The 16,177-nt window shown below is 40.9% G+C and carries 14 protein-coding genes; all 14 read right to left on the reverse strand.

The genetic code is table 11. The features are described from left to right. Positions 1-76 precede the first annotated feature (76 nt). The 14 genes from ACWU4D_RS13820 to sstT all read right to left on the reverse strand — a co-directional run bounded on the left by ACWU4D_RS13820 (position 77) and on the right by sstT (position 16,104). On the reverse strand, positions 77-2,251 hold the full coding sequence (locus tag ACWU4D_RS13820; protein WP_456052027.1) for an esterase-like activity of phytase family protein: 2,175 nt from the start codon (positions 2,249-2,251) through the stop codon (positions 77-79). A gap of 153 nt (positions 2,252-2,404) precedes the next feature. Continuing rightward, the gene (locus ACWU4D_RS13825; protein ID WP_456052028.1) at positions 2,405-2,848 is read right to left on the reverse strand and encodes a low molecular weight protein-tyrosine-phosphatase; all 444 of its coding nucleotides are present in this window, start codon (positions 2,846-2,848) and stop codon (positions 2,405-2,407) included. Between the two features lie 243 nt (positions 2,849-3,091). Beyond that, positions 3,092-4,018, reverse strand: a complete 927-nt coding sequence (locus ACWU4D_RS13830; protein ID WP_456052029.1) for a porin — start codon at positions 4,016-4,018, stop codon at positions 3,092-3,094. Positions 4,019-4,269: 251 nt separating this feature from the next. Next, positions 4,270-5,652 carry an O-antigen ligase family protein gene (locus ACWU4D_RS13835; protein ID WP_456052030.1) on the reverse strand — a complete coding sequence of 461 codons (1,383 nt, stop codon included), beginning with the start codon at positions 5,650-5,652 and terminating at the stop codon, positions 4,270-4,272. 100 nt (positions 5,653-5,752) lie between these two features. Next, the gene (locus ACWU4D_RS13840; RefSeq protein ID WP_456052031.1) at positions 5,753-6,271 is read right to left on the reverse strand and encodes a hypothetical protein; all 519 of its coding nucleotides are present in this window, start codon (positions 6,269-6,271) and stop codon (positions 5,753-5,755) included. Between the two features lie 220 nt (positions 6,272-6,491). Continuing rightward, the gene (locus ACWU4D_RS13845) at positions 6,492-6,917 is read right to left on the reverse strand and encodes a VanZ family protein (RefSeq protein ID WP_456052032.1); all 426 of its coding nucleotides are present in this window, start codon (positions 6,915-6,917) and stop codon (positions 6,492-6,494) included. A gap of 11 nt (positions 6,918-6,928) precedes the next feature. After that, a complete protein-coding gene (locus ACWU4D_RS13850; RefSeq protein WP_456052033.1) occupies positions 6,929-7,642 on the reverse strand; it encodes a hypothetical protein in 714 nt (237 codons plus the stop codon). 122 nt (positions 7,643-7,764) lie between these two features. Then, on the reverse strand, positions 7,765-9,192 hold the full coding sequence (locus tag ACWU4D_RS13855; RefSeq protein ID WP_456052034.1) for a mannose-1-phosphate guanylyltransferase/mannose-6-phosphate isomerase: 1,428 nt from the start codon (positions 9,190-9,192) through the stop codon (positions 7,765-7,767). Between the two features lie 30 nt (positions 9,193-9,222). After that, positions 9,223-9,780, reverse strand: coding sequence for a dTDP-4-dehydrorhamnose 3,5-epimerase (rfbC, locus tag ACWU4D_RS13860; RefSeq protein WP_456052035.1), 558 nt, complete (start codon positions 9,778-9,780; stop codon positions 9,223-9,225). Between the two features lie 8 nt (positions 9,781-9,788). Continuing rightward, positions 9,789-10,676 (reverse strand): dTDP-4-dehydrorhamnose reductase, encoded by an 888-nt coding sequence (gene rfbD / locus ACWU4D_RS13865; protein ID WP_456052036.1) that lies wholly within the window; start codon positions 10,674-10,676, stop codon positions 9,789-9,791. Then, positions 10,676-11,560: a glucose-1-phosphate thymidylyltransferase RfbA gene (gene rfbA, locus ACWU4D_RS13870; RefSeq protein ID WP_456052037.1), complete on the reverse strand. Its 885-nt coding sequence runs from the start codon at positions 11,558-11,560 to the stop codon at positions 10,676-10,678. The genes rfbD and rfbA overlap by 1 nt, the downstream gene beginning before the upstream one ends. 2 nt (positions 11,561-11,562) lie before the next feature. Next, positions 11,563-12,621: a dTDP-glucose 4,6-dehydratase gene (rfbB, locus tag ACWU4D_RS13875; RefSeq protein ID WP_456052038.1), complete on the reverse strand. Its 1,059-nt coding sequence runs from the start codon at positions 12,619-12,621 to the stop codon at positions 11,563-11,565. Positions 12,622-13,064: 443 nt separating this feature from the next. Beyond that, positions 13,065-14,282 (reverse strand): glycosyltransferase family 4 protein, encoded by a 1,218-nt coding sequence (locus ACWU4D_RS13880; protein ID WP_456052039.1) that lies wholly within the window; start codon positions 14,280-14,282, stop codon positions 13,065-13,067. 571 nt (positions 14,283-14,853) lie between these two features. Next, a complete protein-coding gene (gene sstT / locus ACWU4D_RS13885; RefSeq protein WP_456052040.1) occupies positions 14,854-16,104 on the reverse strand; it encodes a serine/threonine transporter SstT in 1,251 nt (416 codons plus the stop codon). Between the last annotated feature and the right edge of the window lie 73 nt (positions 16,105-16,177).

The following is a 16,177-nucleotide window of genomic DNA, read 5'->3' on the forward strand; positions in this document are numbered from 1 at the left end:
AAATCAAAGATAATGGAACGAGAAAGGGAAGCAGGAAAAAACCCGCACTCAACTCAAGTACGGGTTTTATTAATAACTAGAAATGTTTAACTTCGAAGAAATAGGTCTCACCACTACTATCATCAACACCATCGTTATCGGTTACAGCATAGGCTTTACCCGCTGCGTCAATCGTAAAACCTTCTAATTTGTCAACGACAGGTCCATGAGTCGCGCTTAATTCTGGAAGGAAATCATGCGCCAAAGTCTTAGTTACCACGGGTAATGAATCACCAATGGCGGCCGGAGTCATCTCGTTAAGTTCGACTTTGTAGAGACGTTTAACCCCAGCATTGTCCGCCATCTGATTATCTCGTTCCAAAATATACGCATAATCACCATGTATCGTAATTTCCGATAAACCTATCCAACCCGTTTTAGGGGATTCTAAAGGATAACTGACCGCTCCCCACGATTGCGTGTTGATGTTATAGGCCAACAATTTTACATGATTTTTCGCATCATCTTTCCAAGAACGTTGAACCGCGACCCATAAAGTATCGTTATGAAGTGCGATGCCTTCCGCTCCGAAGCGAACTTGGTGCTTCAACAATTCAGAAGGAAAGTCGACACGTTGATCAATCTCACCATCAGAATCAACATGATAAAGAGCATGAGGAACGTCTTTCTTTTCATTTCCTTCAGATGCCAACCAAAAACCACCATTAGGATCGGAAGCCATCCCTTCAAGATCAAGTTTTTCAGCGGGCTTTCCATTGCGTGTAACCGTCATTGCTGAAGTGATCTGCGCTGGAGTTGTTGATGCATCAATCGTAAAAATTCGCGGTTGATTATGATAAAAACTGTCGCTTACAGCATAGAGTTTTGCTGGCGTTTTTACATCGGCCGCTAAGCCAGAAAGTGCCCCCCAACCAATATAGTGGCCGTGCTCATCGTGCTGAGATTCAATTTGTGGGTAACTTGCAGGCTTATCTTGCAATTGATATAGCATAATATGTGAACGCAACCCGCCATCTTCGATCAAGTCACCTTCATTTGCTGTTGCAACTAAACCACGTTCGGGAATAGCAATCGCGGACTCGGGAGCAATTCCCGATGGTAACATTTGAACCAACACCGGTTCTGCACCTGTATCTCGATACACCGCAGCAATCGAACCACGCTCTGAAAGTACGAAAATATACGTTTGACCTTTAAATGATGCAACTTCCAATCCTTCAGGTTCAGCGCCTTTTTTACCAGAGCGTTTATCAGGATAGTGCCCTACTCGTACAACTTGTTGCTCAAAACTCGTTCCACTTTCAAACAGCACTTCTCCTTGCTTATTGAAAATAGTAAAACCTCGAGCGCCGCCTTTATAGTCACCTTCATTTGCAATCACAAAGCGGTCACTGTCTAACCACTTAACTGAATCTGGTTCACGAGCGACATTCTTAAGAGAACCGGTAAAATCCAAAGCACCATCTTTCTTAATATCAATATCGGTTAAATCAACCGTTCCCGCTGAAAAGTGGTTTATCACTTCACCTGAATTAGCATCAATAATGGCAATATGATTGTTTTCTTGTAGGGTTAATACGATTTGATTATCGTCGTTAAACGCAACAAACTCCGGTTCAGGATCAGACGCCCCTACAGATGCAAACCCAGTAAGCTCAACTCTTTTGCTGTTTTCACAATCAAGCATATTTCCTTTTGTCGGGATAATCGTCATAAAACCAGCAGGTAACTGAGGTAGTTCGCCGTCGTTAAGATCTTCATCTCGTTCATTCTCAATAGCAACAGCAATATAACGACCATCTTTAGAAATAGCGACCGAGTCAGGCTGGCCATTTAAATCACAACGACCTGTCAACGTACGACTTGAAATATTCCCCATTGCGAGAAAACCCGATGGCTCGATGTAGCTTTTTGACGTATTAACGCCAGCCACAAACCAATCAGTATACGCAGCGACGGAAGTAGGCTCACCATCAAGGGCTAAAAACCCTAAAGCGCTTGGTGCTGCAGGATCTTCAATATCGACAAAACCAACGCCGCCTAGAGGGCTATCAGAATAGATAAGCGTATTACCATCGCCACTTGCCGCAATTATCTCAGCAGACGTCTCATGTTTATTGCTAATATTATTTGGAAGGTTTTCTGCAACAGGGAAGCTTGCGATTCGATTAAATGACTCAGCGAACACGGAGGATGAGCACGCAGCCAATGCACACGCTATTACCGTGGGTTTAAATAAAGAAGTTGCCATATCAGTACCATATCAATGTGGCCAAAGTTATGGTTTGAAATAGTAGTCGAGCACTATGACAATAACGTGTGGATTTAATTGCGGTTTAGTGACATACAACTTAACAGTGTGAGGAACTGACACTTGCAATCAGTATTCCTCCCACCGTAATAACTAACCTAGCTTTCTTAACCAAGAGTCGGCGGCTTTATCAATGTTAGAGAAAGCTTGGCGAAACGAAGCTTCTCCTTTTCGATATGGATCATCAATAGTACTCAATCCAATCCAGTGACCAAATAAGAAAGCTTTTGAGCGAGCAGTAGGAAACTTCTCACATAATACTTCTATCTGATTTCTCTCCATCGCAAGGATCAAATCAACATCATCGATCATATCGAAGGTAACTTGTCTTGCACGATGAGCACTAAGGTCATAACCAAGATCCCGTGCCACCTCAATTGCTAACGGATCGGCAGGAGATCGCTCTAACCCACTCTTCTTCGTCGCAACTCCAGCTGAAGATACAACCTTATTAGGCAGTAGATGCTTTAACTTCTCTTCTCCATAAGGAGAACGACAAATATTACCGGTACAAATAACTAAAATTCGGTCAAACAACAGCTCGTCTCCGTAGAGTTTGAAGTGTATCTCTCATTAACATTATCAAACGCCACAAGAGTCCATGAAATAAATATCATTAAAAGTAAGAAGAATCATTTTAAATACTTTTATTCATGTAGGCAAAGTTTCTATCACATAGAATAGACAAATACTAAGTATCAGTAATAAAAAAATAGCCGCTAATCAATAGCGGCTACTTTTTAGCAATTTAATTGAGCGATTAACTCTAAAAAAATTCGCTTAGAAACTTACGTTCATACCAACAACGTAACCTGTTTCGGCATCATCTTGGTCAGTAAAACCAACTTCCGCATAAGTACTAACGTTGTCTGTGAAGTAGTAAGTTGCATTAACATAAACATCATTAATTGCGTCATCTAAATTATCACGGTCAACAAGAGCCCAACCTGCAGAATAAGCCAAGAACTCACCTGGATCATAAACCGCCGCCAATCCAACAATGCTCTGATCGATATCATCACCAACAGCTTGCTCTGTTGTCGAAATACCATAAGTTGCAGCAAGATTAATATCACCACGCGTGTAACTTGCTTCTAAGATATAAGCATTTGATGATAGGTCACCAGTTTCAACTTGAGCACCAAATAGAGTAAAGTCAGCATCACCTGAACGTAAACCAATCTTACCATCTACTTGATAATCGTCAGAAACGTCATCTTTTTGAAGAATATACGCAACCGATGCGTACATAGTTTCTCCACCATCGTAAGAATACTTAACAACTTGATCACCAGCAGTTGCGATATTACTATTCGAGATGTGAGAGCTAAAGCCAAAATCATAATCACTACCGATACCTGCATCATCAAATACACTAGATTGTGTACCAACAGATAAGGTAGAAGAATCATTTGCAACTAAATAAACATACAAGTCACTAACTTCGAAACCTGTGTCTCCAGTACCATCAATCTCATAATAAGCACCAGCAACAAGAGCTTCAGAAGCTTCATAGCTAAAATCAGCGCTGATAGTAGAACTCTCGAGATTTAATTCAGCGTCACTGTCTTCTGCTTGACCCTTAATATATTTAACATCAGCCTCACCAGAAATTTCCAGTGCTAGGCCATCCGATGCATAAATTTCAGCTGCATTAACAGAACCGATAGTCGATAACAGAGCCACTGCAATTAACGTTTTTTTCATTTTTTTTGTCCCTATATATTCTATTAGCCAGATAATGCTTGGCTGATCAAATAGCAATTTAATAAAAATGACACTATGGAAAAGCATAGCACCTAATTTGATGATCAAATATGAAGCTATTGAGCAAAATAACATTAAAGTTAAACCGCTCTCTTTAATTTATTACTAAATTAGATAACGTACAAATAATTACAACAAGTGTTACATCGTCTTATTATGATGTTCCTCTCAACAATAAGACAAACCATATTCTAAGGTTCTACTTTATTATTTTTAACAACAGGAAGCGAACTACTTGCGCCAGCCAATACTAAAATCATGATAAACATCACTGCATTTGCTGGAGGCTGAAGATTAAAGTCAACAGTAATGTGGATAAGCATACCCACGATTGCCATCAAAGCACCTAACGCTGTACCTTTAAGAGTTTTGCTGTTTCGCTTACGTATTGCTTTTAAGCTAAGCCAAATAGCCCAAAGGACCGCAGAACCTAGAACTAGAGTTGCAGGCACTCCAGCTTCAACAATAAACTGAATATAGTCATTATGAGCAAAGTCATAGTAACCAATATTGTAATGCGAATAGCTAGGAAAAGTCGAATAAAAACTCCCCATCCCAGTCCCCGTTACTGGATAATCTTTAATAATATCCATACTCCACTCAACAACTTGGTCGCGGGTTTCTGCTTGTGCAGATGTCGCCTCTAAACGATCTTTGACTTTCGATAAACCAAATACTGTCCCCACCACCAATGTATCGATCGCAATTAACGATATGATCATCACTGTTAAGGCGCGTGGGCGATTTTTATAGAAAATCATGGCGATGATGCCACCAATCACCGTCACCGAGAAAAAAGCACTGTTACCCATTCGAGAGCGCGTCATTACTAAAGCGATGACCATTACAACCAAACAAAGACGTACAATCATTTTTGTAGACATCATCGCACTGGTCCAGCGATTCAAGCGAACATTCCAAGAACCTGATGGAGTCTGATGAAGTTGCGATATAATCAAGCCCGTTCCAATACAGAGCGACATCATCAAATAGTTAGCGAAATGGTTATGATATACAAACGTTCCGTTAGCTCGGTTGCCCTGCTCTAAACCAAATATCCAACTAATATCAGTATGGAGTAATACTTCTAACGCACCATAAAAGGCTTGGAAAGTACCTGAAATAACAATGGTATAAAGAACAAGTTTGATACGTGATATTGAATTAACCAAAATCACTGCATTAAATGCGAACAGAGTATAAGCTACGCCTTTCAACAACCCTGATAGAGTTGCGTATCGGTCAAGGGAAATAGTAAAAGAAGTACTGCCAACTAACTGATATACCTCGCTCGCATTAGGTGAAATAATTGCCAATAAGCTAGAAGGAATCGGAATTATTTGCAATAACACCCACACTTGAAACAGAGCCAATGGAACCAATAGCCATAGATAACGCTTTACTCTTTTCCAAGGAAAATGCTCACGATAACTATATAGAGTGAGCAAGGTAATAACTGCAATCCAACTTTCAAATAACGACCAAGCCCAAGGGCGATGACTCGCCAAAGGAAGCGGTAGAAAAACCAACAGAGCCAGAAGATTATAAAAGCAAAAACGTTCAGTACGAGACATACATTCCTAATTATTAAATAAACAAATTAAAAAATAAAAGCCCAAAACAGTTATAACCATTTTGGGCTTTGTATATCATTAGGCTAAGACAGTATCGTCATTAGTTTCCTGAAATACCACTACCTGAAGTAGAACGAAGACGACGAGCTGTCGTTGTACCAGCGGCAGCAGCGTCTGTTAAGGTAGTTGGATCTGCTCCTGCTAAGACAGCTGCTGTAACAACGTCATCAACACTTGCGCCTGCAGCAACAGCTGCAGCGACGATGTCACCAGCAGACTCTGGGGCTACTGTAACAGCAGAAGCGACAATAGCATCAGTCGCTTCAGGAGCGATAGCAATAGCAGCTTGAACCGCTTCCGCAGCACTTGCTGGGTCTGCTGCGATAACACTAGCAACAATATCAGACATCGCTTCAGAACAATCAGAAGCGCCTGCGCCAATACCTAGATTGACACATTGCCCAAAGATTGAAGCAACTTGTTCTGCAGCACTTGATCCTGATTGTGCTGCTACAGCTTGATCAACGATCGCTTGCTGAGCATCAGTAATAGCATAAGCTGGTGCAGCGGAGATAGCTAACGCGGCAACAACACCTAGAGATAACGATTTAAGTTTCATAGAGTTCCCTCATATATTAAACATTGAATACACTAGCTGGCGTTAGCAGGCCAATAAGTTATTCGACTAATATCACGTATTCTAGTGGATCTATGTTCTCTTATCCAATTTAATTTTAACGGTTTCATGACATTCTCACAAACAAGAAATGCAACCGCTCCTATAATAAGATCATCTTTTTTATCAGATGACTAAGTTGATATAAGTATCAACTACCTTATTATTTTGTTACCCATAGTCGTCGAATCAGGATGCAAACTGCTGCTCCGACCACTATCCCAGCATAATTAACGGCTAGATCTGATAATGAAAACGCTCGTCTCGGCAAATAATATTGACTCAATTCATCTAGCGTCACCGCGCATAACAATACTAAAGTCGGCCATCCAATAAACATCACTCGACGCTTAGAGGAAGGCATCACCAAAACCGATAAAAAACTCAATCCACTGGCGATTAAAAAGTGAAGGTGCTTATCCCCTCCTAATCGCCACTCTAAATGTGAAATCTGTTCAGCTAATATTCCCAATGATTTAAACAATGACACCAAACCGCACACTCCAGCCACCGCCACAAACAACCATAGACGATTTACCGCTGGGTAAACCTCAGTTCCGTTCGCTTTACATCGGTGGTTCTGTTGCATTCGTTAAGGCCTCACTTTTTGCGACATGACCTTAAGTCTAGACCAACAAATGTCGCTACGCTGCAAAGTTTTTCTTTTTCCAAAGACACTGCAACTAAGTCGTTGAGTTCATATCTATTAAACCCATATTTAGAATGCTCGGAAAAATAGCGAATGGCTAACAGTCGCTGATCGGTATCCAATTCCTGCCAATTAGCAAATAAAAGATCGATGCCGGTGCTTGCAGTCAAGTTCTGATAAGGACCAAAATGTTGCGCCAGTTCAAGTCGTTGCTGAACCAATTCAAAAGGTTGATTTTGATAAGTTAAAACGTACGCCTCTTCGGCATAAGTAGCAGAATAAAGGGGACGTATATGACTTGCTGAGCGATAAACCTCACTGGCTCGAGTCAGTGCAGTTTCAGCATCTTCTCCGTCCCAGTAATTAGTTGTAGCAATGTAGCCCAGTAACGCAAGTACATCAGGGTTTGCCGAATTCATATCTAAAATGTCATCGGCAAGGCGATTTACCGTATCACGCTGCTCTTGAGCTTTATCTTCAAAGTCAGGACTTTGTGTATCAGCACTGAGCATAAACTCTGCATAGCGGTCAACTTCGTTCTCGAGTCCAATCTGAAAAAGCGAACTAATCCCGAAATGCATCGATAGGTAGAGTAAAGCAAGTGAAATAACAATCAGCGGAGACTGTCGCAAAGCCGATTTTAATGTTGCACTATTTATAGTCACAATCCATCACCTTGGTTACGCTTCATTAGCTGCAGGTTAAAACATAGGCGCGTAGTTTGATAAAGACAAAAGAGAGAGTCAACATGATATCGACTCCCTCTCCTTGACGTATTTAATTAGAGTTAATCAAATAATGCCTGTTCAGAATCGACATAGCCTTGACGTTCAATACGCTCGACATCATCTTCTTCTAAATAACTTCCCGAGCGCACTTCAATAATCTCAAGAGGCAATTTGCCAGGGTTTTCAATAGCATGAGATACCCCTAGCGGGATATAAATAGATTGGTTTTCAGAAAGTAAAAACTCTTCATCACCTTTGATGACTTTTGCGGTTCCCGAAGCGACAACCCAATGTTCAGCACGATGGTAATGCTTTTGGAACGATGTTTTACCACCAGGTTTTACGGTTACTTTCTTAACATTGAAACGTTGGCCTTCTGCAATCAAGTCCGCAGATCCCCAAGGACTGTAGGTTTCACGATGAATAAGACATTCAGCACGACCTTGATCTTTTAAAAGGTTAACAATGTTTTTTACGTCTTGAACTTTGTCTTTGCTCGCCACTAACAATGCGTCTTTGGTTTCAACGATAATTAACCCATCGACTCCAACTGCGGTAACCAGTTTGTTATCGGAATAAAGATAACTATTGCTCACGTTTTCAATCAGCACGTCACCACGAATCGCATTACCATGCTGGTCTTTTTCATTCACTTCCCAAAGAGAACTCCACGAACCAACATCGCTCCAGTTAGCATCCATAGGCACCACTACCGCTTTATCGGTGGGCTCCATAACCGCATAATCAATTGACTCATCAGGACAAAGTGAGAAAACATCTTTATTTAATCGAATGAAATCAAGATCAGGATAGGCGGTTTTATCGGACTCTTGGCACGCTGCAAGAATATCTGGGCGATGTTTTTCTAACTCTTCCAAAAATGCAGATGCTTTAAAAAGGAACATTCCACTATTCCAGTAGTAACCACCCTCAGACAAATAGGATTTTGCCGTATCTAGGTCTGGCTTTTCGACGAACTGTGCCACTTCATAACTAGAAGCATCAAGGGCATTGCCTTGTTTGATATAGCCGTAACCCGTTTCAGGAGCAGTAGGAACAATACCAAATGTCACTAGTTTGCCTTGTTGCGCTTGAAGCTTTGCTTTGTTTACCGAGTCAGTAAAAGCTGCTTGGTTCTTAATTACGTGGTCAGCGGCCAAAACAAGAAGTAACGGATCATCGCCATTTTTAACCGCATTTAGTGCAGCAATCGCGACAGCCGGTGCCGTATTTCGACCAACAGGTTCCAATACAATACCACTGTGAGATAAAGATGATGAACGAAGTTGCTCCGCAACGATAAAGCGATGCTCGTCATTACAAATAATGAAAGGCGCCAAATGATCAATATCGTCAAGACGTTCGATAGTGTTTTGCAACATAGTGCTATCACTGGTCAGCGATAAAAATTGTTTAGGATAATGTGTTCGAGAGAGCGGCCATAAACGACTGCCAGAGCCACCTGCCATTATTACGGGTAAAATCATAAGTCACCAAATTTTATTATAAAAGTAATTCTAATAAGCCAATTTAACGCTGTCACTAAAGCTTGATCCCTGCTCATCTTTAGAAGAAAGCAGAGGTTGAACATTGTCAACCAACGGCCATTCTATTCCAAGGGTAACATCATTCCAAACAATAGATTGCTCAGCCTTCGGATTATAATAATCGGTGCATTTATAAACAAATTCGGCTTCTGGACTCATAACATAAAAACCATGAGCAAACCCTTCTGGCACCCATAATTGACGTTTATTTTGTGCAGAAAGAACAACGCCAACCCATTGCCCTAATGTTGGTGATCCTTCACGAATATCCACCGCGACATCATAAACTTCACCGCTGACAACTCGAACCAACTTACCCTGAGTATTTTCAGTTTGATAGTGCAAACCACGTAAAATACCTTGGTTGGATTTAGAGTGGTTATCTTGAACAAAGTGAGTCGGCTTTCCGGTTACAAGTTCTTCAAATTTCTGCTGGCTCCAAGTTTCCATAAAAAAACCACGTTCATCGCCAAAAACAGCAGGTTCTATAATTTTTACATCTGGAATGCTTGTCTGTATTACTTTCATTATGAATCCTATTTGGAATATGCTTCGATATTATTCAGCGCATCTCGCCAGTTACTGGCTGGAATGGAAAAGGTTTGCGTAATTTTTGTGGTATCAAACATTGAGTTAGCAGGTCGCTTGGTAAACGTTGGATATTCGTCGGATGTTAAGCTGATGACTTCCGGTATTTTATCTATCAGATCAAACTCAAAAGCTTTAATAAAAATTTCCTGAGCAAATTCACTCCAACTCAAGTTCGGCGCACCTGAAAAATGGTAAAGACCAAAACCTGAAAACGACTCACCTTGGCTATAAATGGTATCAGCAATCTTGATCAAAGCCGCTGCAACATCGCCGGCGTACGTTGGCCCACCAAATTGATCGCCAACAATACCAATACTCTCTTCTGATCTCGCCAGCCGAATCATTGTCTTAACAAAGTTGCTGCCTCGCTCCCCAAATACCCAAGCAGTGCGCAATATAATGTGCTTATCACAAGCTTCGCTTACCGCTTGTTCTCCAGCAAACTTACTCCGTCCGTAAACACCTTGAGGTGCGGGTACATCGCACTCTTTATACGGGCCATTTTTATCCCCAGCAAATACGTAATCACTAGAGATATGAAGAAGCGTTGCATCATGTTGTTGAGCAGCTTGCGCTAGATAACGCGGTCCCTCGCAATTGACGGCATAACAATGCGGCTTTTCTAACTCAGCGATATCGACACCGGTGTGAGCAGCTGCATTAATTATGATATCGGGAACGAAAGAGGAGACCTTATAGAACACCGCTTCTTTATCGGTAATATCGAGATTTTCTCGACCTGTTGCCAGTAATTCGATGTCATCACGTATGCTAAGTTGGTCTGTTAAACACCTACCTACTTGGCCATAGCATCCAATTACCATTACCTTCATTAAGCGTTAGCCTTCCTGCTTTCTTCAATCAAACGAACAAGGTACAAACCGTATTCATTCTTAATCATTGGCTGTGCTAATTCAAGCACTTGCTCATCAGTCAGCCACCCATTGCGCCATGCAATTTCTTCCAAACACGCGACTTTAAGACCTTGAACATCTTGAATAGTTTCAACAAATGATGCGGCTCTATTGAGACTTTCATGAGTCCCAGTATCCAACCACGCAAAACCACGACCTAATAGCTGAACATTTAAACTGCCGTCATGCAGATATAGCTCATTGAGATCAGTAATTTCTAGCTCACCTCGTGGTGATGGCTTAATCTGTTTGGCAAAATCCACGACACGATTATCGTAAAAATATAGCCCTGTTACCGCAAATTCCGATTTTGGATTCGTCGGTTTTTCTTCTATCGATAAAGCTTTCATATTCTCGTCAAACTCAAGTACACCAAAGCGCTGTGGGTCTTTTACTTGATAACCAAATACCGTAGCACCACCTTCGCGAGCGGCAGCATCTTTTAAGGTTTGACTAAAGAATTGACCATAGAAGATATTATCCCCTAAAACCAAACAAACTGAATCATCACCGATAAACTCTTCACCAATAATAAAGGCTTGAGCTAACCCATCAGGGCTAGGTTGCACCGCATACTCGATATTCACACCGAACATACTGCCATCACCGAGTAAGCGACGAAATCCTTCATTATCTTCAGGAGTTGTGATAATTAAAATATCTTTAATGCCTGCCAACATCAATGTTGATATTGGGTAAAAAATCATAGGCTTATCATAAATAGACAGTAACTGCTTAGATACACCACGAGTTAACGGATATAAGCGAGTTCCGGAACCACCGGCCAATACAATACCTTTCATTGTTACGCTCCTAATCGTTCACGTGAATATGAACCGTCTAGCACTCTTGTCCACCATTCTTGATTTGATAAATACCATTCCACCGTTTTACGAATACCACTCTCGAAGGTTTCTTCTGGTGTCCATCCTAATTCAGTTCCAATTTTCGATGCATCAATTGCATAACGTACATCGTGCCCTGGGCGATCAGTTACATAGGTAATCAGGTCTTGGTAATGTGCAACACCTTCTGGTTTGGCAGGAACAAGTTCTTCCAATAACGAGCAGATAGTTTTAACAACTTCGATGTTAGCTTTCTCGTTGTGACCACCAATGTTATAGGTTTCGCCAACGACACCTTCGGTTACCACTTTGTAAAGCGCTCGAGCATGATCTTCAACAAACAGCCAATCACGGATTTGCATACCATCGCCATAAACCGGTAACGCCTTACCTTCCACAGCATTGAGAATAATTAATGGAATAAGTTTTTCGGGGAAATGAAATGGACCGTAGTTATTCGAACAATTGGTAATCATTGTTGGCAATCCATACGTTCGTTGCCATGCTCGAACCAAATGGTCACTCGATGCTTTCGAAGCCGAATAAGGGCTTGAAGGTGCGTAAGATGTGGTCTCGGTGAAAAGATCGTCGGTTCCCTCAAGATCACCATAGACTTCATCAGTCGAGATATGGTGGAAACGAAAAGCCGCCTTTTTATCCGTCTCGAGAGAGTTCCAGTATGATCTTGCTGCTTCAAGTAAGCAATAAGTACCAACAATATTGGTTTCGACAAAGTCCGCAGGACCATCAATCGAGCGATCAACATGACTTTCAGCAGCTAAGTGCATCACCGCATCTGGTTGATGTTGTTGAAATACGCGATCCAACTCAGCTCGATCACAGATATCCACCTGTTCAAAATGGTAACGTGAACTGGATTCAATTTCAGATAAGGACTCTAAATTCCCAGCATAAGTAAGCTTATCGAGATTTACAACGCTGTCTTGGGTCTCATTAATCACATGCCTTACAACGGCCGAACCAATAAACCCGGCACCACCAGTGACAAGTATTTTCATAGTATTTTCCATTCCTAGCCAATCTGGAAAAGGTAGTTCTAAATGTTCAGTTTATCAATTTAATCAATCAACTTTATCCACGTAAAACCACATCAATCCAATTTTAGATAATAAGACACTCTTATTAATGGGTCGTTATTGGGTTAATTATAGCGTAAGAAAAAATCAGAAGAATAGGAAAACAACTTTGTATACCCTATTTCCTCGCAAGTTCTCTTATTTGAACACAAAAAAAATATTCGAATGAAAGAAACACACCATTCTGGTCGATGTTCGATACAACTCATCATCGCAGTATCAATGTAAAATCGACGCCACTCTTTAACAAAGAACTTAACAAAGAATCTAACCAAAAATGGCCCTCAAAAGAGGGCCATATAATCCTATTAAAACGCAATCATATTAAAGCTAACCACTTCAATATCGTTCCATTTAAATACGGCTTACGATACCTTCAACGAATCTTTTTCTGTAGGCACTTCATACTTTTCAGTCTCGACTCTTTCAATGCCTGTTACAGAGTTTGGCTCATCAATCGTAGCTGGTTCAACGATGCCATGATATTTTTTGTATTCATCTTCAACAAATTTACCGACATTTTGTCTAAATATTTCCGAGGAAAATCCTTCAGCATGTTTACGTATGACCAAAGGATCGAAAGACAATGTTTCAAATTTTTCCACAGCCTGTATTAACGATTGCTCGTCTTGCTTATGAAAATAAACACCGGTTTCACCGTCAACGACAGTATCTAAACTTCCGCCGATACCGTACGCAATAACCGGCGTTCCACACGCCTGAGCTTCTAGTGGAACAATGCCGAAATCTTCTTCTGCAGCAAACACAAAAGCACGTGCTTTTTGCATTTTCTCAATTAAAACAGAATACGGTTGATACCCCATTAACTCAACGTTATCACTTGCATAGGATTTTATTTTGTCAAAGTCCGGCCCAGTACCAATGACCACAAGTTTCTTATCAGGCATTTTAGAAAAAGCCTGAACGATCAAACATATTTTTTTATAAGGAACCATTCTTGACGCCGTTACGTAAAAGTCCTCCTTCGTCTCTTGCAAGGCGAAAGATGAGACATCGACTGGCGGGAAGATCACTTCCGAGTCACGCTTATAAAATTTATTAATACGCTTTTTGATAAAGTTGCTGTTGGCAATAAATTGATCTACTGATGCCGCACTTCGGTGATCCCAAATACGAATTTTATGCAGCAGATACCTCACCAACACCGACTTTAGACCCGATGTCATATTGGATTCTTTTAAATACTGAGTTTGCATATCCCATGCATAACGTATTGGAGAATGGCAATAACTAATATGAAGCTGATTTGGACTGGTAATCACGCCCTTTGCCACTGCATAGCTGCTACTTATAACGACGTCAAAACCAGAAAAGTCAAACTGCTCAATCGCAATCGGCATTAACGGTAAGTAGTTTCTATATAACTTCTTTGCAAATGGCAGTTTTTGAATAAAACTGGTTTTAACCGTTTTCCCTGCCAAATAAAAATCACGATCTTTTTGTTCAAGAAAATCCAACAGTGAAAAAACTTCACAATCAGGATATAGCTCGATTAACTGTTGTAGCACAAGCTCTGCGCCACCTGTCTGTGTTAACCAATCGTGGACAATTGCTACTTTCATAAATAGACACCTGATATTGTTTTTTGTACATGAAAGACTTCATTTCGCTTTGCCGTCACAACTGATGCAGCAATCTGTGGTAATGCTTGTTCCTTTACTTTAATGCGTAGTTCCATAACTTTTTAAGACTCTTATTTCTTATAAGCAACCCTTCACTTCTAATGTGAAATTGGCCTATATATCTTCATTAATTCATATTACTTCAAGCGAAATGTGACACATACTTCATACTATTCAATCAAAAATCTCGGCATATTAACGTGCATAACCAAGACGACTTTCGATTTGCAACCCACTTAAAAAATGTAGTTCCAAACATCCACTTTATCAATTAAATAGATGTGTTTTATCCGCCCGATGGCAGGCCAACTCTAAATTTCTATACAATCTATTGATATTTAAGCACAGAAAGGAACGAACAAAATGTAAGTAGTCGGGCAATGATATCAAGAGAAACAATATCAATGTTAGTAATCGCAAATAAAATTACGAAACTATCACAGGGGCATAAAAAAGCCCTCACGATGAGGGCATAAAGATAGCATTAACTTATTGGAGAGAACAAGCCTACTTAACCATTCTGTAACAAATTTAAGTCTGCTGCGCTCTCTTTAGATGCTCGGCAACACGCTGCAGTAAACAGAGCATCAGTAGAACTATTCAGTGCGGTTTCAGCTGAGTCTTGAACCACGCCAATAATGAACCCAACCGCAACAACTTGCATTGCAATATCATTTGAAATACCAAATAAACTACACGCCAATGGAATCAACAATAGTGACCCACCTGCAACACCAGACGCGCCACATGCGGATACCGCCGCCACAACACTGAGCAATAACGCTGTTGCGAAGTCAATTTGAATACCTAACGTGTGTACTGCTGCAAGTGTTAATACGGTAATCGTAATCGCAGCGCCACCCATGTTGATCGTCGCACCAAGAGGAATTGATACAGAGTAGGTATCTTCATCCAGCTCCAATTTACGACAAAGCTCCATATTTACAGGAATATTAGCGGCTGAACTACGAGTGAAAAATGCAGTGATACCACTTTCACGTAAACAACGCAAAGTCAGTGGGTATGGGTTCTGACGCGTTTTGTAGAATACAATTAATGGATTAACCACTAATGCAATAAACAACATCGCACCAAGTAATACCGCTAACAGTTGGGCATAGCCTAGTAATGCATCAAATCCGGTTGCTGCAATCGTCTGAGAAACCAAGCCAAAGATCCCGATAGGTGCAAAACGTATCACCATTTTTACAATTTTAGACACACCGTCAGCAAGATCAGTCAACATCAGTCTTGTGCTATCACCCGCAGCACGAAGTACGACACCAAGCCCAACAGCCCATGCAAGGATAGCAATATAGTTCGCATTGATAAGGGCGCTTACAGGGTTCTCAACCACTTTAAATAGGAGAGTATTCAATACTTCTGCAATACCTTGTGGTGGTGCGAGTGACGCCTGGTTTGTCACGAGAACAAGTTCCGTCGGTAAAACAAAACTAAAGGTAACCGCTGTTAGGGCCGCAGCGAATGTACCAATAAGGTAAAGTATAATAATGGGACGCAACTGAGTTTCACTTCCCTTCTGATGGCTTGCAATCGATGCGGCAACCAACACAAACACAAGGATAGGAGCAACCGACTTCAACGCACCAACAAATAGGCTACCAAAAAGACCAGCAACACTCGCACTGCTTGGTGATAATACCGCAAGCAACACTCCAGCTATTATCCCGATAAAAATTTGTACTACTAAACTCGCATTAATCAGTGCACCTAACGGGCCACCTTGCTTTGTATTATTCATCACTCTCATTCTCTATTTGGTTTTATATGCCGCAAAAATACACCAAATAAAGCACCCACAACTAGATCTTACG

The organism is Vibrio phycocola, from assembly GCF_053850235.1.